General features: G+C 39.9%; 15 protein-coding genes. 4 read left to right on the top strand and 11 right to left on the bottom strand.

All coding sequences use genetic code 11. The features are described 5' to 3' along the window. Positions 1 to 120: 120 nt before the first annotated feature. From ACSAMO_RS06720 to metF, 8 genes are all read right to left on the bottom strand, one after another. A complete protein-coding gene (locus ACSAMO_RS06720) occupies positions 121 to 558 on the bottom strand; it encodes an RrF2 family transcriptional regulator (protein WP_484110812.1) in 438 nt (145 codons plus the stop codon). A 2-nt stretch (positions 559 to 560) separates the two neighbouring features. After that, a complete protein-coding gene (locus ACSAMO_RS06715; RefSeq protein ID WP_484110813.1) occupies positions 561 to 1,262 on the bottom strand; it encodes a tRNA threonylcarbamoyladenosine dehydratase in 702 nt (233 codons plus the stop codon). A 169-nt stretch (positions 1,263 to 1,431) separates the two neighbouring features. Next, positions 1,432 to 3,840, bottom strand: coding sequence for a homocysteine S-methyltransferase family protein (locus ACSAMO_RS06710; protein WP_499210077.1), 2,409 nt, complete (start codon positions 3,838 to 3,840; stop codon positions 1,432 to 1,434). Positions 3,841 to 3,934: 94 nt separating this feature from the next. Next, a complete protein-coding gene (secA, locus tag ACSAMO_RS06705) occupies positions 3,935 to 6,658 on the bottom strand; it encodes a preprotein translocase subunit SecA (protein ID WP_022230956.1) in 2,724 nt (907 codons plus the stop codon). A gap of 183 nt (positions 6,659 to 6,841) precedes the next feature. After that, positions 6,842 to 7,024, bottom strand: coding sequence for a hypothetical protein (locus tag ACSAMO_RS06700; RefSeq protein WP_499210076.1), 183 nt, complete (start codon positions 7,022 to 7,024; stop codon positions 6,842 to 6,844). Between the two features lie 58 nt (positions 7,025 to 7,082). Continuing rightward, positions 7,083 to 7,373: a hypothetical protein gene (locus ACSAMO_RS06695; protein WP_022230958.1), complete on the bottom strand. Its 291-nt coding sequence runs from the start codon at positions 7,371 to 7,373 to the stop codon at positions 7,083 to 7,085. 1 nt (position 7,374) lies between these two features. Then, positions 7,375 to 8,217: a 16S rRNA (cytidine(1402)-2'-O)-methyltransferase gene (rsmI, locus tag ACSAMO_RS06690; protein ID WP_022230959.1), complete on the bottom strand. Its 843-nt coding sequence runs from the start codon at positions 8,215 to 8,217 to the stop codon at positions 7,375 to 7,377. 23 nt (positions 8,218 to 8,240) lie between these two features. After that, complete coding sequence (gene metF, locus ACSAMO_RS06685) at positions 8,241 to 9,110, bottom strand: methylenetetrahydrofolate reductase [NAD(P)H] (protein WP_022230960.1); 870 nt, start codon at positions 9,108 to 9,110, stop codon at positions 8,241 to 8,243. Between the two features lie 173 nt (positions 9,111 to 9,283). Here metF and galU point away from each other — a divergent pair, with 173 nt between their 5' ends. Continuing rightward, positions 9,284 to 10,153 (top strand): UTP--glucose-1-phosphate uridylyltransferase GalU, encoded by an 870-nt coding sequence (gene galU / locus ACSAMO_RS06680; RefSeq protein ID WP_117965355.1) that lies wholly within the window; start codon positions 9,284 to 9,286, stop codon positions 10,151 to 10,153. Positions 10,154 to 10,728: 575 nt separating this feature from the next. On the opposite strand, the gene ACSAMO_RS06675 is transcribed toward galU, so the two are convergent. Continuing rightward, on the bottom strand, positions 10,729 to 11,199 hold the full coding sequence (locus ACSAMO_RS06675; RefSeq protein WP_117965353.1) for a metallophosphoesterase: 471 nt from the start codon (positions 11,197 to 11,199) through the stop codon (positions 10,729 to 10,731). A 169-nt stretch (positions 11,200 to 11,368) separates the two neighbouring features. Here ACSAMO_RS06675 and ACSAMO_RS06670 point away from each other — a divergent pair, with 169 nt between their 5' ends. Both ACSAMO_RS06670 and ACSAMO_RS06665 read left to right on the top strand, forming a co-directional pair. After that, positions 11,369 to 13,669 (top strand): SpoIIE family protein phosphatase, encoded by a 2,301-nt coding sequence (locus tag ACSAMO_RS06670; RefSeq protein ID WP_499210075.1) that lies wholly within the window; start codon positions 11,369 to 11,371, stop codon positions 13,667 to 13,669. 91 nt (positions 13,670 to 13,760) lie between these two features. Beyond that, a complete protein-coding gene (locus tag ACSAMO_RS06665) occupies positions 13,761 to 15,770 on the top strand; it encodes a leucine-rich repeat domain-containing protein (RefSeq protein WP_499210074.1) in 2,010 nt (669 codons plus the stop codon). 32 nt (positions 15,771 to 15,802) lie between these two features. On the opposite strand, the gene ACSAMO_RS06660 is transcribed toward ACSAMO_RS06665, so the two are convergent. Then, complete coding sequence (locus ACSAMO_RS06660) at positions 15,803 to 17,140, bottom strand: MATE family efflux transporter (protein ID WP_499210073.1); 1,338 nt, start codon at positions 17,138 to 17,140, stop codon at positions 15,803 to 15,805. Positions 17,141 to 17,277: 137 nt separating this feature from the next. Here ACSAMO_RS06660 and ACSAMO_RS06655 point away from each other — a divergent pair, with 137 nt between their 5' ends. After that, on the top strand, positions 17,278 to 18,396 hold the full coding sequence (locus ACSAMO_RS06655) for an MGDG synthase family glycosyltransferase (protein WP_499210095.1): 1,119 nt from the start codon (positions 17,278 to 17,280) through the stop codon (positions 18,394 to 18,396). Here ACSAMO_RS06655 and ACSAMO_RS06650 read toward each other — a convergent pair. Continuing rightward, positions 18,348 to 19,274 carry an RluA family pseudouridine synthase gene (locus tag ACSAMO_RS06650; RefSeq protein ID WP_308455884.1) on the bottom strand — a complete coding sequence of 309 codons (927 nt, stop codon included), beginning with the start codon at positions 19,272 to 19,274 and terminating at the stop codon, positions 18,348 to 18,350. The genes ACSAMO_RS06655 and ACSAMO_RS06650 overlap by 49 nt on opposite strands. Positions 19,275 to 19,363: the final 89 nt, after the last annotated feature.

Here is a 19,363-nt window from a genome sequence, read left to right as displayed (position 1 = left end):
GGGGAGCTGTCAACGAAGTTGACTGAGGGGTGTCACAATACTGAAAATTAAAAAAGGGCGACCAATGATCGCCCCTACACACTGTATTCGCAGCGGACGAACCATAGCCGTCCGTTATTTTTATATACAAAAATCAGGTGAATTGATTGCAACACTTTCGTTTACCAAATCTTCAAGAGTAATGCTGTCAACATATTTATTGATAACATCATAAAGCCCTTTCCAAAGCTTTATTGTCGGACACACAGAAACTCGCGGACAAGTATTTTCTTCATCTTCAAGACACGATACAGGTGAAAGTGTTCCCTCCGTTGTACGCAAAATATCTCCGATTGTGTATTCTGACGGTGCTTTTGTGAGTCGGTAACCGCCTTGGGCACCACGCACACTCTTTAAGTATCCCACACGGGTAAGGATACTCACAATTTGTTCAAGATATTTTATTGATATATTTTGACGTTCTGCAACATCACGCATAGAAACGTTTTTATCCATACCGTGAATTGCAACGTCAAGCATAAGCCTTACGGCGTATCTGCCTTTAGTTGAAATTTTCAATGTTATTCCTCCTTAACCAAATCTTTAATTATTTCTCCGGCTATAATCAATCCCGCAACTGACGGTACAAACGCAATACTTCCCGGAACAGGTCTTTCGCCGTCCGATGCCGGAATTTTGATAGCCTCTTCTTTTGAATAAACTACCTTTAATTTTTTTATACCTCTTGCCTTAAGCTCGCGGCGCATAACGCGCGCCAAAGGGCATACGGACGTTTTGTAAATGTCCGAAACTTCAAAAAGTGTCGGATCAAGCTTGTTTCCCGCACCCATAGAGCTGATAATTTTTACTCCGGCTTTTTCGGCACGAAGTATTATTTCAATTTTACCTTTTACGGTGTCTATTGCGTCAACAACGTAATCATATTTTGAAAAATCAAACATATCTGCCGTATCGGGCAAGAAGAATGTTTCAAACGCGTTTATTTTTACATTTGGATTTATATCCAATGCACGATTTTTTATAACTTCGACTTTAGGTTGTCCGACAGTACTGTGAAGTGCGATTATCTGTCGGTTTATGTTTGAAAGCGAAACGGTGTCTTTGTCTATAACGTCTATTTCGCCTACACCGCTCCTAACGAGTGCCTCGACAACAAAACCGCCTACACCGCCTACACCGAAAACCGCAACGTGTGCATTTTTCAGTTTCTGTATGGCATCTTTTCCTAAAAGCAGTTCCGTTCGTTCAAATTGATTTTCCATACCGTAATTTTATACTCCTATTTTCCTATTTGTTCACTATGAATTGATTATAACATTCTTTTTGCTTTTTGTCAATTCAAATCTGTCATTATTACAAAAAAATAAAGCAGATAAATCGACTTTTGATTTATCTGCTTAGATTAATTTGTCTCCGTACTCTCAATTTTTATTAATTTCCGAAAAATTCGTTTGCGTAAGTTACCGAAGAAAGTGCGTCTTTGCAGTATTTGTCCGCACCTATCATATCGGCATATTCCTGTGTAAGCACCGCACCGCCAACCCATACTTTTGTATCAAGTCCTGCCGCACGAATTGCTTTGATTGTATCTTCCATACTTACTACTGTTGTAGTCATAAGTGCGGAAAGTCCGCATATGTGAATATCGTTTTCTTTTAATGTTTCGACAATAAGTTCGGGCGGTACGTCCTTGCCTAAATCATAAACATCATAACCGTAGTTCTCCAAAAGCACCTTTACGATGTTTTTGCCGATGTCGTGAATATCGCCTTTAACCGTTGCAACCAAGATTTTACCTTTGCTTTCCTGTGCTTCACCGCTTTGGTCAATGTGAGCCTTGATTGCGTCAAATGAATTTTTGACGGTTTCTGCACTCATCATAAGCTGAGGTAGGAACATTGTACCTTTTTCAAACTCACGACCGACAACGTTAAGCGCTTCAACAAGTACGTTGTTGATAATGTCCATCGGATCGGTAGTTTCAAGCTGGCGAACTGTTTCGTCAAACGACTGGTCTTTAAGACCTTTTATGATTATATCGAAAAGCGGATTGACATTTTCAGCTTTTTCTTCCGTCTGATTTTCTTTTGTTACGGTTGTCTGTGACTTTGTACCCGCATATTTGCTTACATATTCCTGACAATCCGCGTCATAGCACGAAAGTGCCATAAATGCACGATAGGTGTTAATCATTGAATCGGCACACGGGTTGATAATACAGGCGTCAAGACCGTTGTTAAGTGCCAATGCGAAGAATGTTCCGTTGACTATTTCTCGGCGCGGAAGTCCGAATGATATGTTAGATACGCCAAGCGTTGTACAAATACCAAGTCGGTCCTTTATCATTTTCAATGCTTTGATTGTTTCGGCAGACTCTTTTTGCTGTGCCGAAATTGTAAGAGTAAGTGCGTCCATTACAAGGTTTTTCGGCTTTATGCCGTATTCTGACGCTCTGTCACGGATTTTTTTTGCAATTTCAAATCTTTGTTCGGCAGTAGGAGGGATACCTTCCTCGTCAAGACAAAGTCCGACAAGTACACCGCCGTATTTTTGAACTATCGGCATAATTGCTTTTATGCTTTCTTCCTTGCCGTTTACGGAGTTTACCATAGGTTTACCGTTGTAAATACGCAATGCACGTTCGGTTGTTACAGGGTCGGAGCTGTCTATCTGTAAAGGAAGATTTACAGCGGCACTGATTGCCTTAACCGCTTTTTCCATTGTCGAACATTCGTCAATTTCAGGCAGTCCGACGTTTACGTCAAGTATGTGTGCACCTGCGTCACGTTGTGCAAATGCCTCGTTTAGAATATAGTCTATGTCGCCGTTTCTAAGTGCTTCTTTAAACTTTTTCTTACCTGTCGGATTGATACGTTCGCCGACAATTACAGGACCTTTTCCGAGTACAACCGTTTTTGAATATGACGCAACGACAGTGATGTTTTTTTCTTCGACTATCGGTTTGTAGTTTTTGCATTTTTCAACAAGACTTCTTATATGGTCAGGTGTTGTACCGCAACAACCGCCGAGAACAGACGCACCAAGCTTTGCCATATGTTCACATTCGTCTGCAAATTGTTTCGGTAATACATTGTAAACTGTTTTGCCGTTTTCGATTTGCGGCAAACCTGCGTTTGGCTGTGCCATTATAGGAATTGAAGAAATTTCGGCAAGGTCAGTCATCATTTCACCGATTTGAGCAGGACCAAGACCACAGTTTATACCGACACAATCAACCCCAAGTCCTTCCATAATCGCCGACATAACCTTGACGTCACCGCCCGTAAGTGTTTTATAGCTTTCGTCAAACGTCATTGTACAGAAAATAGGGAGTGAAGTGTTTTCCTTTACTGCAAGTACGGCGGCTTTTGCCTCAAGAGTGTCAGACATTGTTTCTATTATAACAAGGTCGGCACCGCATTTTTCGGCAGTTTTTGCGATTTTCGCAAATGCGTCATAGCAATCATCAAAAGAAAGGTCGCCCAAAGGCTCTAACAATTTACCGCAAGGACCGATGTCGAATGCAACAAATCGCGGATTTTCCTCTGATTGAAAACTGTTTACCGCCTTTCTTGCAATGCCTATTGCGGCGGCGATAATCATATCAAGGCTTTCGCCGATTTCTTCTGATTTTAACGGGTTTGCACCGAAGGTATTTGTGGTTATGATATTTGCGCCCGCTTCAAGATATTCGATATGTATTTTTTCTATTAAAGCGGCATTTGTAAGGTTTAAAAGTTCGGGAATTTCACCCGCACCCATACCGTTTTTTTGCAGCATTGAACCCATACCGCCGTCAAAAAACAGCATTCTCTTGCCGAGTAATTCTCTTACGTTCATTATTTATATCCTTTCGTAAAAATTTCGTATAAAAAGGGTATTGCAAAATGCAATACCCTTTAGATTGTAAACAAAACCGTAGGGTTTGTTTAGATTATTTGTTCTTACCGCAGCAGTTCTTGTATTTCTTACCGCTGCCGCATGGGCAAGGGTCGTTTCTGCCGGGTTCTTTCTTTGCACGTTTAGGTGTGTTTCCGAGAGAACCGTCACCGCCTGTATCAAGCGGTTTAGCGACTTGCTCACGTTCAATCTTAACTCTCGGCATAGCTGAAAGTACGTATCTTACAGTATCTTTCTTTATGCTGTCAAGCATATTTTCGTAAAGCTCACTGCCGACATTTCTGTATTCAAGAACAGGGTCGTGCTGACCGTATGCTCTAAGACCGATTTCACGTTTAACGTGTTCCATTTCGTCAAGATGATCCATCCAAAGAGTATCGACAACTCTAAGCATAAGCACTCTTTCAAGCTCACGCATATTCTCGCCGAATACTTCTTCTTGTGATTCGTAACGCTTGTTGCCAAGCTCCATAAGCATATCCTTAACGTCTGCTTTTGTGATAGTTTCCATATCTTCCTCAGGAATTTTAAATTCACCTTGAGCATTTAGATATTGATTTGCAAATTCTGTGATTGCACGAATGTTCCAATCTTCAGGAATTTCTGAAATTCCGATATAATCGTCAAGTGCACTGTCGATTGCAGATTCCATCATATTCTTGATAGTACCGCTTATATCCTCACCGTCAAGTACCATTTGACGCTGTGCATATATAATCTTACGCTGTTCGTTCATAACTTCGTCGTATTGAAGAACGTGCTTACGAGAATCAAAGTTTCTGCTTTCAAGATTTTTTTGTGCATTTTCGATTGCATTTGTAAGCATTTTTGCTTGAATAGGCTCGTCCTCTTCAAGGCCGAGTGCGTCAACCATAGACTTAACCTTGTCACTGCCGAAAATTCTCATAAGATCATCATCAAGTGAAAGGAAGAATTGAGATACACCGGGGTCACCCTGACGACCTGCACGACCTCTAAGCTGATTGTCGATACGTCTTGATTCGTGACGTTCAGTACCTATAATATACAAACCGCCAAGCTCGCGAACTTCGTCTTGTTCCGGCTTGATTTGTGCTTTGAATTTGTCGTTAAGTTCGGTAAATACTTTTCTTGCATTGATAATATCTTCATCATCTGTATCACCGAAACCTGTTGCCTCTGCGATAAGCTCATCTGTAAATCCTTGACGTGCCATTTCATGCTTAGCCATATATTCTGCATTACCGCCAAGGTTAATGTCAGTACCACGACCCGCCATGTTTGTTGCGATTGTTACAGCACCTTTTTTACCTGCCTGTGCAACGATTTCAGCCTCTTTTGCGTGATACTTCGCATTTAGGACTTCGTGTTTAATTCCTGCACGCTTTAGAAGTGCCGAAAGTATTTCCGACTTGTCTACGTTTACGGTACCTACAAGTACAGGCTGTCCCTTTGCGTTACATTCTTGGATTTGCTTGATAACCGCCATAAACTTGCCTTTTTCTGTTTTGAATACAACGTCATGTAAATCCTTACGGATTACCGGCTTATTTGTAGGAACGGCAACAACGTCAAGCTTATATATATGTTGGAATTCTTCTTCTTCAGTAAGTGCCGTACCTGTCATACCCGAAAGCTTGTTGTAAAGACGGAAGAAGTTTTGGAATGTGATTGTTGCAAGAGTCTTTGACTCGTTTTCGATTTTAACGCCTTCCTTTGCTTCGATAGCTTGGTGCAAACCGTCACTGTAACGTCTGCCCGGCATTATACGTCCTGTAAATTCATCAACAATCATAACCTCGCCGTCTTGAACAACGTACTGTTGGTCACGGTGCATAACACCGTTAGCCTGCAAGGCTTGGTTGATGTGGTGTTGAAGTTTCATATTTTCAGGGTCGGAAAGGTTTTCGATACCGAAACCTTGTTCAGCTTTTTTAATACCCTGTTCGGTAAGCATAGCTGTTTTTGCTTTTTCGTCAACGATATAATCTGCATCTACATCTTCGTCAAGCTGTTTGTCGTCGTGTTCTGTAACGACAACCTTTTTAAGACGTTTAACGAACATATCGGCAACTCTGTAAAGGTCATTTGCGTCCTCGCCCATACCGGAAATGATAAGCGGAGTTCTCGCCTCATCTATAAGAATTGAGTCAACTTCATCGACTACTGCATAATTATGACCGCGCTGTACCATTTCTTCTTTATGAACAACCATGTTATCACGAAGATAGTCGAAACCAAGTTCGTTATTTGTACCGTAAGTAATGTCAGCGGCATATGCCTCACGTCTTTCACCGTTGTCAAGCTCGTGAATAATAAGTCCGACACTCATACCAAGATAACGGTAAACTTTTCCCATCCACTCACTGTCACGCTTAGCAAGATAATCGTTTACGGTGACAATATGTACACCGTCACCGGTTAAAGCGTTCAAATATGCAGGAAGTGTAGAAACAAGAGTTTTACCTTCACCTGTTTTCATTTCTGCGATACGTCCCTGATGAAGAATAATACCACCGATAACCTGTACATAGAAGTGTTTCATTCCAAGTACACGCCAGCTTGCCTCACGCATTACCGCAAATGCCTCAGGAAGAAGATCATCAAGTGTTTCGCCGTTTTTAAGTCTTTCCTTAAACTCAGGTGTCTTGGCTTTTAATTCTGCATCTGAAAGTTTTGCCATATCGTCCTCAAGTGCCATAACTTTGTCTGCGATAGGACGTATTCTCTTTAGTTCTCTGTCAGAATATGTGCCGAATATTTTGTCGAATATACTCATTTATTTTTCTCCTCATAAATAATATCGGTCTGTGTAATCCCAAAGAATGGAATTATCGCATTATTAACGTATATTATATCACAAAAACGTAAGGATTACTACTGTTTTTTATTAATTTTTTGTAAAATTTATTTTGCACTAAAAAAGGTGCCGATATGCCGGCACCTTTAAGTACAGTAGATTTTAGCAGCAATCGTTTTTGTGATTGTCACAGCAAGGGTCGCAGCATGGATCACAACAGCAACAGCAGTTGTTATTGCTTCCGCCGAAAACATTACCGTCACAGCAAAGTATAACAAGTGCCACTATTACCACAATCCATATCCAACTGTCTGAATTGTTATTACATCCTCCGCCGAAAAACATAGTAAAAACCTCCTTTAATTTGTTTATGGTTTATACTATGCCAAAGCGTTGTTTTTGGTTACGCATTTCGGACTTCCGATTCGGTAAAGACATAATTGCCGTTTCCGTCACGGGTGATGTAAAGGATTATGTTCGGTCTTGCAATACGTCTTATGACCGTTACCCAACCGTTTGCGGTCATTTCGATAGGAGTGTAAACCGCGTTCGGATAGTGAGTTTCAACGTAGTTTGCAACGCGTTCGTGCTGTTCTTTAAAGCGTGGTTTGTTGAATAAACCTTTGCCTGTTATTGCACTGTATATGCCTGCCGCGGCGGCAGTGCCTATTAAAAATAATGTTCTCTTTTTCACGTTATTCACCTCTGTGATATTCGTTGTATACGTCACGTTTCGGAAGATTTCTGTCTGCGGCGGCCTTTTTTATTGCGTCTTTTGAAGTCATACCTTCCGCAATGTATTTGTCAACGTGTTCTTTAATTGAAATGTTTTCCCATTCGTTTTCTTCCGTTTCTTCGACTTCTTTTGCACCCTCGACTACAAGTACATATTCACCGCGCGGATTGTTTTCGGAATAATATGCGATTGCCTCGTCGATTGTGCATCTTTTCACTTCTTCGTGAATTTTTGTAAGCTCACGCACAAGAGCGATTTTTCTGTCACCGCCGAATGTCTTTTGCATATCGGAAAGTGTGTTTTTTAATTTGTGCGGTGCCTCGTAAAAAATGAGTGTGTGAGTGTCGTTTTTCACAAGTTCAAGATGTTCTTTTCTGTGACGCTTGTTCACCGAAAGAAATCCCTCAAATGCAAATCGTCTTGTCGGAAGTCCCGACAGTATCAGTGCGTTTATACCTGCAACAGGTCCGGGGATTGAGGTAACGTCAATATCGTTTTCGATACATAGCTTAACTAAGTCCTCACCGGGATCTGAAATGGCGGGAGTACCTGCGTCCGATACAAGTACAATGTTTTTACCGTTTTTTAAAAGTGATATAATATATTCGCCTTTTTCGTGCTTGTTGTGTTCGTGGTAGCTCGTCAGCGGCTTTGATATTTCAAAGTGATTTAAAAGCTGAAGAGTACGTCTTGTATCTTCCGCGGCAATTAAATCGGCATTGTTAAATGCTTCAAGACAACGCGCGGACACATCACCGAGATTGCCTATCGGTGTGGCACATAAATATAGTTTTCCGTTCATAAGTTCTCCTTGCAAAATGCGAATTATACAAATAGGTTGTTTATAACATTTACGATTTTCTGTGCGGTTTCGGGCTTGTTCATTGTGTAAAGATGAATACCGTCAATGTCGTTTGAAAGCAGGTCGATAATTTGATCAACCGCATACGCAATACCTGCTTGTTTTAAAGCCTCCGGATTGTCTTGGTATTTTGAAATCATACGCAAGAATTTTGACGGCATAGACGCACCGCCTGAAAGAATTGCCATACGCTGTATTTGACCTGCGTTTGTAAGAGGCATTATTCCGGCTGTGATAGGTTTGTTTATACCTTTCTTTGCAAGTTTATCGCGGAATTTGTAAAATTCGTCGTTGTCAAAAAACATTTGAGTAACAAGAAAATCAACACCTGCGTCAACTTTTACTTTTAAATTTTCAATATCGGCATCAAGGCTCGGAGAATCGGGGTGACACTCAGGGTAACAAGCACCGCCGACACAAAAATCGCCGAAATCTTTGATTGCCTCTACAAGTTCGTTTGCATAGTGATAACCCGGGAATATTTCACCGTCATAATCTTTCGGCTTGTCACCGCGAAGTGCAAGGATATTTTCAATTCCAAGGTCTTTATATTCCTGTAATTTTACCTTAATATCGTCCTTTGAGTTTGCAACGCAAGTAAGATGTGCAAGTGACGGAATAGAAAGATTATTCTTTAAATGTGAGGCGATGTATGCGGTATTTTTTGAATTGCTGCCGCCTGCACCGTATGTAACACTCATATAGTCAATAGGCATTTTTGAAAGCTCGTCAACTGCTGAAATTACATTGTCAAGTCCGCTGTCCTTTTTCGGCGGAAATACTTCAAATGAAAGCACCGGCTTTTTTTGAGCAAATATATCTCTTATAAACATTCTGTTTTTCTCCTTAATCTGTAATTATATATAAAAATATTATACCGCAGATTTGAAACAATATCAAGTGTTGAAATTTGAAATAAATTAACTGATTTTTATATCGCAATTATGGAAGTTATGTGGTATAATAATAGATAGTTATAAAATTAGAAATTGAGGGAGGAGAAAATATGAAAGTAACAAAAGCGGTAATACCTGCGGCAGGGTTCGGAACAAGATTTCTTCCGGCGACTAAGGCAGTGCCGAAAGAAATGCTGCCGATAGTCGATAAGCCGACAATTCAGTATATTGTTGAGGAGGCAATCGCATCGGGCATTGAGGATTTGCTTATAATTACATCACGCGGTAAGGACGCACTTGTAAATCATTTTGATAAGGCATATGAGCTTGAAACGATACTTGAACGTGACGGCAAGCAGGAAATGCTTAATGCTGTTCGTGAAGTGTCGGATAAAATAAACGTTCAGTTTGTACGTCAAAAGGAACAGAAAGGTCTTGGACACGCTGTACTTTGTGCGAAAAGCTTTGTCGGAAACGAGCCTTTTGCGGTAATGCTCGGCGATGATGTGGTTGTGGCGGAAAAGCCGTGTTTGAGTCAGCTTATCGAACAGTTTGACAAATATAATGCGACAGTGCTTGGAGTGCAAAAGGTCGGAATGGATCAAGTTTCAAAGTACGGTATTGTTGACTGTGATAATGTTGAAGGCAGAATGTATAAGCTGAAAGGAATGGTTGAAAAGCCGAAAAAAGAGGACGCACCGTCAGACGTTGCGGTACTCGGCAGATATGTAATCACACCTGCAATATTCGATTGCCTTGAAAAAACACCTAAGGGTGCAGGCGGCGAAATACAGCTTACCGACGCACTTGTAATGCTTGCAAAGAATGAAGATATGTACGCATATGACTTTGAGGGCAGAAGATATGATATAGGAAGTAAACAGGGATTTTTACAGGCAACAGTCGATTTTGCACTTTCAAGAGATGATTTAAAAGATGAATTTGCGGAATATTTAAAAGAAGTAACAAAAAATTTATAAGAAAAAGTGTACAGGCAAGCCGTACAAAGATAGGCTTGCCTGTTTTTTGTCGGGTTATAAATTAAAGTAAAAACATAAAATAAATGCTTTGCACGTTCCGGACAATTTATCATACCGTTCAGAATCCGAGAAATTAGTTCGGATTTTGCGAAAATAAACTCGTCGCGTACGTTGGTACGCAAGAGTTTTATTTTCACAAAAAGTGCACAGGCAAGCCGTATAAAGATAGGCTTGCCTGTTTTTTGGTTGGGTTATAAATTAAAGTAAAAAACAAAAAATAAATTGCTTTGCACGTTCCGGACAATTTATCGGATTCTGAGAAAAAAAGACGGTGCACATTGGGGAATGCACCGTCTTTTTTCGTTTAATGAACTCAATTAAGTTCACTAATAGTATAAATTATTACTGTAAAAATTGCAATATAAAGGATAAATCTTCTATATTTAAAAGGTATAAATCGTTTAAAATTGTCATATTGCGTGACAAGACGTGACATTTTTACAAATAATTCATTTATAATGTCACGCATAACGGGGATATATAAAATAACGTGACATTTTTGTATAATTTGTACATCAAACCTCTATGATTTTTGTTTTTAGTTTACCGTTTTCGATTTCAGCCTCTGCATATGTGCCTGTATAACGTATACTTCCCGGGTTTAAAAGTGTGGCTTTGCCTTTGTAATCGGTATAAGGAATGTGCGTGTGACCGAATATTATTAAATCGGGATCATATTTTTCGGCAGCCTTGCGGAGAGTCATAAATTCATATTCGTATTTTACATTCTGTTCGTGACCGTGCGTAATAAATATCTTAACACCGTCTATTGTAACAAGCATATGTGACGGCGCTTTTGAAAAGTAGTCGTTGTTGCCTTTTACATAATATATAGGTATGTTTGGGTATATCGACTCCAAATCTTCCGCGTCACCTGTGTAATCGCCTGCGTGGAAAATCGCACTTACACTGTCGGCTTTTTCAATTATATCTAAACAGCGGTTAATATCGCCGTGAGTATCGGAAAAAATCAAAATTTTTTTCATAATCTAATCCTCTCAATATAAAAAGTATGTATGTAGTATATCATATGCAAACGCAATTTGTCAAAAAATGATGTCGAAATATTTTTATATATCGACAACAGGATTTTACATATTTATCCATAAACAAGTGGTATAATAACCTATATTGCACTTGTAGGAGGAATTAAAAATGAGTCAGCCAGCGGTAAAAAGACAACGGAATACAGAAATGCTCCGAGCACCGTCTGTGAGAGATGCGGGAATGAGTATGCTATTGCTTTTGGCAGGACGAGCGTCTGTTTTGGGACTTTTTCCGTTCGGAGTGGCTTTTTTTGCTTCTTGCTTTGATAAAAGTATTGCGTATCTTGGTATAACTGTGCTTTCGATTGCACTTATGACGTCGGCAGGCAGTGCGGTGCTTACAAAATATCTTGTTGCGGCACTGTTGTTTTGGATATATACACGTTTCAGAAATAAGGAAAATCTTGTGCTTGACGCGGCGTGCGTTGGCGGTGCGGTTATGGTCGGCGGATTTGTTTTTCTTATATATACATATGTCGGAGCATACGATATACTTATGCTTTTTGTTGAGGCGATAGTCACTTCACTCATGTATATAATATTCAAAAAAGCACACGGATTGATTGCAAACCGCAAAAAACGCACGCAGACCGCACAGGACGAGCTTATCAGTATTTCTGTAAGCGTGGGTGTTTTTATAACTGGACTTTCGGGAATTGTGTTTCCGTATAATATCAGTCTTGCCAATATAGTTTCCGTATATGCGGTACTTTGTATTGCACTTCACGGCGGTATTGCGGCGGCGGGCAGCGGGGGACTTTGTATAGGGTTTATGTCGGCAATGTCGTCACCGTCGGCGGTTGTGACTATGGGTATTTTCGGTATAAGTGCATTGTTCGGAAATTTGCTGAAATCGTTCGGACGTTTCGGAGTTGCGTTGGGATTCTTGGGCGGCAGTGCGGTGGCACTTTTGTATGCGGGAAGTGCATCGTCTTTGCCTGTGACGATTATCGAAACAGCGATAGGGGCGGTGCTTTTTGTACTGACACCGAATAAAGTTCAAGGGTATATAAAATCTTTTTTTGCAAGGTCGTTAAAGCTTGAAACGGTGAGTGCGGACGTAAGAGTTAAAGAGTATTTGTCTATGCAGCTTGAAAAATCGGCAAAGGCATTTAAGAGTTTGGAGGAGTGTTTTTCAAATGCTTCGGAGAAAAGACTGAAATCATATAATAAAGATGTCGCTACGCTTTTTGATGAGGTTGCGGACAGAGTGTGTGAGGGGTGTCCGAATGCGGTTAAATGCTGGCAGTCCGACTTTACACGCACATACCGCAGTATAATGCTGTTGCTTGATACGATTGAAACAAGGGGGATATTGGAGTTTACATCAGTACCGAACAGCTTTAAGGATAAATGCTTACGACCTGATTTGTTCGTTGTGGAGTTTAATCACGTCTATGAACTGTATAAGAAAAACCTTGTACGGACGGGTGAGGCGGTTACAAGCCGTGACTTGGTTGCAAGACAGTATAAAGAAATGTCAAGCCTTATGGACACAATGGCGGAAAATATATGTTCCGGCTTTACGTTCAGAGAGGATTTGGAGGAAACACTTATTGCCGAGCTTGACAAAGTCGGAATTATGGCATTTGAAATAAGCGTTATTGAAAGCAGTCACGGAAAAATGGAGGTGTATCTCGGAACGTCTAAGGGTACGGAAGTCGGGAAGATTGAAAACGTGCTTGAAAGCGTTGTCGAAACACCTATGGGCTATGAATGTGACAGTGCGAACGGACTTATGAAATTTGTGTCACGCGCAAAATTTACCGCAGATATTGCGATAAGACAGATAAGCCGAGATTTCAGCGAAGTGTCGGGCGACAGTATAGATACGTTTGTGACGGAGGATTATAAACAGTATGTGATTTTGTCGGACGGTATGGGCAGCGGTAAAAGGGCAATGTTTGAGAGCCATATAACACTGAAATTGTTGAGAGAATTTTTGCAGTCGGGGTTTGGCGTGAAAACGTCTATTGATATGATAAATTCGGCACTCTGTTTAAAACTTGACTATGAGTGTTTTTCTACCGTGGACCTGCTATGTATAGACCTTATGACAGGTATATGTGAGTTTTTCAAAATCGGCGGTTCGGAGAGTATTGTACTTCACGGTCCGAATGTTGAAACGGTGTTTTCTGTATCGTTGCCTGTCGGTATGCTGCCTGATATAAAGGTACAGGGACAAGCCAAACGCCTTGATGACGGTGATATAATAATAATGATGTCGGACGGAATAAGCGAAGCGGGATTTGGTACTGTCCGTACAGATTGGCTGAAAAAAGAAATAAAAATGCCGTTTGACACTATGGACGAAATGTCACAATCCGTAATTGAAAACGCAGTCAAAAAAAGCCGTGACGCAGTAATCGACGATATGACCGTTGCGACAATAAGGTTGATAAGAAACTAAAAAAGACAATATTTGAAAAATATATTGCAATTCCTACCAAGATATGATAAGCTATATATGTAAAAATTTATATGTGGGAGGCAATTATTTTATGAGAGAGAAAATTTTAAGTATGATTTTGGCACTGTCAATGCTGTGTGCATTTGTGCCGATGACGGCAAGTGCGGAAACGTATGAGAACTATTTGGAATATTGGGTAAATGAAGATAATACGGTTACGATTTCAAAATGTGCCAAGGAAGTGGCGGAAGTAAATATACCAAGTGAAATTGAGGGAGCAACGGTAACTGAGATTGATGGCGATGCGTTTTTTAAATGTGTGGATTTGAAGAAAGTAACAATCCCGTCAACCGTAACTTCAATAGGGTACGATACATTTTTGGGCTGTACAAGCCTTGAAAATATAGTTGTCGATTCTGAAAACAAAAATTATATTTCAGAGGACGGAATACTTTTTAACAAGAGTAAAACAGAACTTATTCAATATCCTGCTGCAAAAAGTGGTGTAAGCTATACAATTCCGTCAAGTGTTTCGAAAATTGACGGTTGCGCTTTTAAGTATACACAAAATGTTAAGACTATAAATGTTCCGCAACAAACAACATCAATAGCAGCGGGTGCATTCAGTAACAGCGTTAATTTGGAAGCGATAAACGTTGATGAAAACAACAGTGATTACAGTTCAGAGGACGGAGTGTTGTTTAATAAAGGTAAAACACAGATTTTTGCATATCCGTCGGGCAAGAGCGATACAAGTTATGCTGTTTCGGAAAACGTGACGGCTATAAAGGCGCAGGCATTTTCGGGCTGCAAAAATTTGATCTCTGTTTCTCTTTCGGATAATGTCAATACTATGGGAACTTCTGTATTTTCCGGCTGTACAAATTTGACAGAAGTGGTATTGTCTGAGAATCTAAGTTGGATTCAGGGTTCGACATTTTCAAATTGTACAAGCCTAAAGAGTGTAAAAATTCCAAGTGATGTAGATACAATATATTCTTCTGCTTTCAGCGGTTGTGCAAGTCTGGAAAGTATAACAATACCTAAAAGTGTTGATTTGATTGAACAGTATGCGTTTTATGATTGTAACAGCTTAAAAGATATATACTATTTTGGTACCGAAACACAATGGAATAAAATTGATATAGAAGAAAACAGCGCAGGTGACGGCAACGGCGCGTTGAAAAACGCAACAATTCATTATAATAAAACAATCGAGCCGTTTACTTACAATTTTAGTACCGACGGAAAATCTGTGGTTATTGTTAAGTGTGACAAATCTGTCAGCGAAGCTACTATACCGAGTGAAATTGAAGGCTTGCCGGTTACGGTGATAGATGACAATGCATTTAATTCTTGCAGCAATTTAGCAAATATAAACATACCTGAAAGTGTTGAACGTATAGGCGTCGGTGCTTTTTATTCGAGCGGAGTAGTCAATGTTACAATGACGGATAATGTTAAAAGCATAGGAGAGGAAGCTTTTAGCTGGTGCAACAAGTTGGAAAGCATAAAGCTGTCTGAAAATATCGACAAAATAGAAGAAAATATGTTTTACGAATGTGAAAGTTTGACAAGTATTGACATACCGAATAAGGTTAAGTCGATAGGGATGAGTGCATTTGCCTTCTGTACAAACTTAACCACTGTAACGATGGGTAAAAATATAAATAAAATTGCAAAAAATGCTTTTAGTGATTGTTATAGTATTACCAATGTGTATTACGCAGGTACGGAGGAAGAGTGGAGTAAGATTGTGTTGGTCGGAAATACATATCTTACAAACGCAACAATCCATTATAACGGAATACCTACGGATATGACTATGACAACGGTAGAAGTTACAAAAACAGAAAACGACACATCATATGATTTTGATATATCCGCACAAATGAAGTACGGCGACTGCTATGTATATGCGGCAATGTATGATGAAAACGGCGTTATGATTGGAATTGACAGAGTACCGCTTTCGATGAAAGACGATACAAAAATTTCTCTTGACAAAAAGGATAATGCCAAGAACGTGAATATATTTGTATTGTCATCACAATTACAACCTATTTCGGAAAAGAAAACAGTAAAATTAGTAGAAGAATAAGTATAAAAAAATGGCACGAAAGTGCCATTTTTTTATACCAACTTTTTATTAATCCACTTACCCGAATAGTATCGGATAACGGGTACTGACGCACCCATTGCCCAGGCGAGCGGAGTAGCAATCCAAATACCTGTTGAGCCGAGCGGGCGAACAAGTATATACGCGAAAATAATTCTTCCGATAAGTTCAAGTATACCTGCGACTGCGGAGGTATTAACATCACCCGCACCGCGAAGAACGTTCAAATATGTTCTCATAACCGCCGCAACTATATACGCAACACACACGATAGTAAGGTACTTGCTGCCTATTACGATAGCCTCTGCGGCTTGTGTTTTGTCAAGGAACAAGCCAAGCAGTTGATTACGGAACAATACAATTCCGGCAGCAATCACTATACATATACCGATAAGTGATGCAAGCGTCTGATACATACCTTTTTTTATTCTGTCCATCTGGTTTGCACCGATGTTTTGACCTGAGAAAACCGACAATGCCGAGCCGACCGATACAATCGGTGCGATTGCGATTGAGTCGATTTTTACGGCGGCGGTATAGCCTGCCATAGTCATTGCACCGAATGAGTTTACAAGACGTTGCACGCTCATTGTGCCGAGTGAAATCAGACAGCTTTCAAGTGCCGACGGTATTCCTGTTTGGAAAATCCGTTTGATTGCGCGTTTTGTTGTTTGGAAGTTTATGCCCTCAAGATTAAGCTGTCTGCGGTGTCTTACCATATGTATAATACAATAAATCGCACTGATAATCTGTGCGATAACGGTTGCAACCGCCGCACCGACAACACCTGTTTTAAACACAACAACGAACAACAAGTCGAAAACTACATTTAATACAGAAGAAAGTATAAGTGCGTAAAGCGGTGTACGGCTGTCGCCAAGACTTCTGAGTATTGCGCTTGACGCGTTATACATAGCCGTACCGATTGTGAATGCGAATATTACGTTTATGTATGCGACTGCCTCGTCGATTACATTGTCGGGCGTGTTCAGAAACGATAAAATCGGCCGTGAAAACATAACTCCGGCAACTGACGTAACCACCGCCAAAATTCCAACTATGTAAATAAGTCCCGTAACTGTTTTTCTCAGTTCGTCAAAATTCCTTGAACCGAAACACTGCGCTATAATAATTCCAGCACCGCTCGTAAGTCCCATCATAAGACAAATCATAACTCCGACAATCGTACCTGTCGAACCTACCGCCGCAAGAGATTCAGCCCCCACAAACTTACCGACAATCGCCGCGTCAACAAAGTTATACACCTGTTGAAAGATATTTCCGATCAGCATCGGAACTGAAAAAGAAATTATCAATTTTAACGGATTTCCTTTAGTCATATCGCTTATCATTTCACAATACACCGCCCCTCGTTTTAATAACTTATGACATTATAGTCTATTAAATTCATAAAGTCAATAAGGTTGAAAAATTTATTTTTATTTGTTATAATATTGTTAAAAAAGACAAGGGGGTCTTAAAATTGAAAGTGTTGTTGTTATCCGTAAAAGCCGGTTACGGACATCATTCTACGGCTAAGGCTATTATGGAATATTTCGAGGAGAACGGACATCAATGTCATATGCTTGATATATTCGACTATGTAAATCATCGTTTGGGAAATTCAATACAGGACGGATACTTGCTTTCGACAAAGTACCTTGCAAAGACGTATGCGAAGGCTTACGGCAAACTTACGCAAAAGGACGAGCCGTATGACCGTAATTCGCTTGTATCGATATTTTCGCGGTTTGTTTCAAAGAAACTTGAAAAGTTCGTTGTTGAATATAATCCCGATTTGATAATCGGTACGCATAGCTATGCCGGAGTGTGTATAAGCATACTTGCCGACCGTGCGGCTTTTGACTGTCCGTCTGTCGGAATAGTAACCGATTTCACCGTACATCCGTTTTGGGAAAGTACGTTCCTTGACTATTACGTAATTCCGGATGAACTTTTGGAACACGAAATGCAGAAAAAAGGTATAGCGAAAAAGAAACTTTTGCCTTTCGGTATACCCATAAGAGAACAGTTTGTAAAGAAAAACGACCCTATTGAGGCACGGAAAAAACTCGGGATTGAAAATATTCCCACTATACTTATAATGATGGGTTCAATGGGGTACGGAAATATAAAAAAGATTTTGGCACAAATTGATACATATCCGAAAGATTTTCAAGTGCTGTGCGTTTGCGGTACAAATAAGAAAATAAAAAGCGTAGTTGATGAATGTGATTGGAATAAAAAAATATATTCATACGGATTTGTAGATAATGTTGACGTAATGATGGACGCCGCCGACTTTATAATAACAAAGCCGGGCGGACTTACAACATCAGAATCGCTTGCAAAAGGATTGCCGATGATAACAATGAATCCGCTTCCCGGACAAGAGGACAGAAACCTTAATTTCCTTGTGAATAATGGTGCGGCAATTATGGTAAATGACACTTATCCGATTTCTGAAGCGATAAATCAAATGTTTGCTTGTCCTTGGCGTGTTGCAATGATGGAGGAAAGCGTAAGACATCTCGGTAAACCGAATGCAACGGCTGACCTTTATAATTTCTGCTGTGCAAAGGTTTTGGCAAAATCAACGCTTATTTGAAATTCTTTGTGATTTAGGTAATTTAATATGCCTGCGTCAGTTTTAAAATCAAATACCAACTTGTAACTTGCAAGCTTCATACCTCCGCTGTGTTGTGAGCCGTATTTCGTATCTCCGTACAGCGGATTTCCTATGTGCGAAAACTGTGCTCTGATTTGGTGGGTGCGTCCTGTTTCAAGCTCGACTTCCACAAGTGAAGTGTCTTTTTTTTCGGCAATAACATTATATTTTGTGCCGATTTTCTTTGAATTTTCTTCATTATAATCTGAAACCGTAACTTTTTTGTCACCGCGTGTAAGATATGCGGTAAGATGACCACTTTTTTTTAGATGACCTTCGACAATGCAAAGGTATATCTTTTTAATTTCGCGACTGCGAATTTTTTCATTTATTATACGAAGTGCGGCGGCATTTTTCGCACCGATTATTATACCTGATGTATTTCGGTCAAGGCGGTTGCAGAATGACGGCGAAAAACTGTGTTCGTTTTCGGGATTGTATTCGCCTTTTTTGTACAGATAACTCTGCATTCTTTCAAGAAGCGTATCCTTTGTGCCTTTATCGTCCGAATGGACTACAACACCGCTTTCTTTATTAATAAGTATAATATTTTCGTCCTCATATACAACGTCAATATCGGAATTGCCTGCTTTAAAGCTTGATTTGCTTTCGTAAAATTCGTCTTTAAAAAATAACTTCAACACATCGCCGTTTTGGAGCATATATTTGCCGTCTTTAATGTGTTTGCCGTTTACTCTGACGCAATTTTTTCTAAGACTTTTATATAACATACTCTGTGGCATATTGACAAGATATTTTGTAAGAAACTTGTCAAGCCGTTGCCCTGCGTCGTTTTGATTTATCGTGATTTCCCTCATTTGTTACCTCGATTGATATTTTATTTGTAAACATTTATTTTTGATATTGTATCATAAAAAAAATTGTGTTACAATATAGTTTGCATAAA

The sequence above is a fragment of the Ructibacterium sp. SJQ-7 genome (assembly GCF_054696575.1).
The sequence above is the reverse complement of the archived record's forward strand: the minus strand, read 5'-3'. Positions and strand labels throughout refer to the sequence as shown.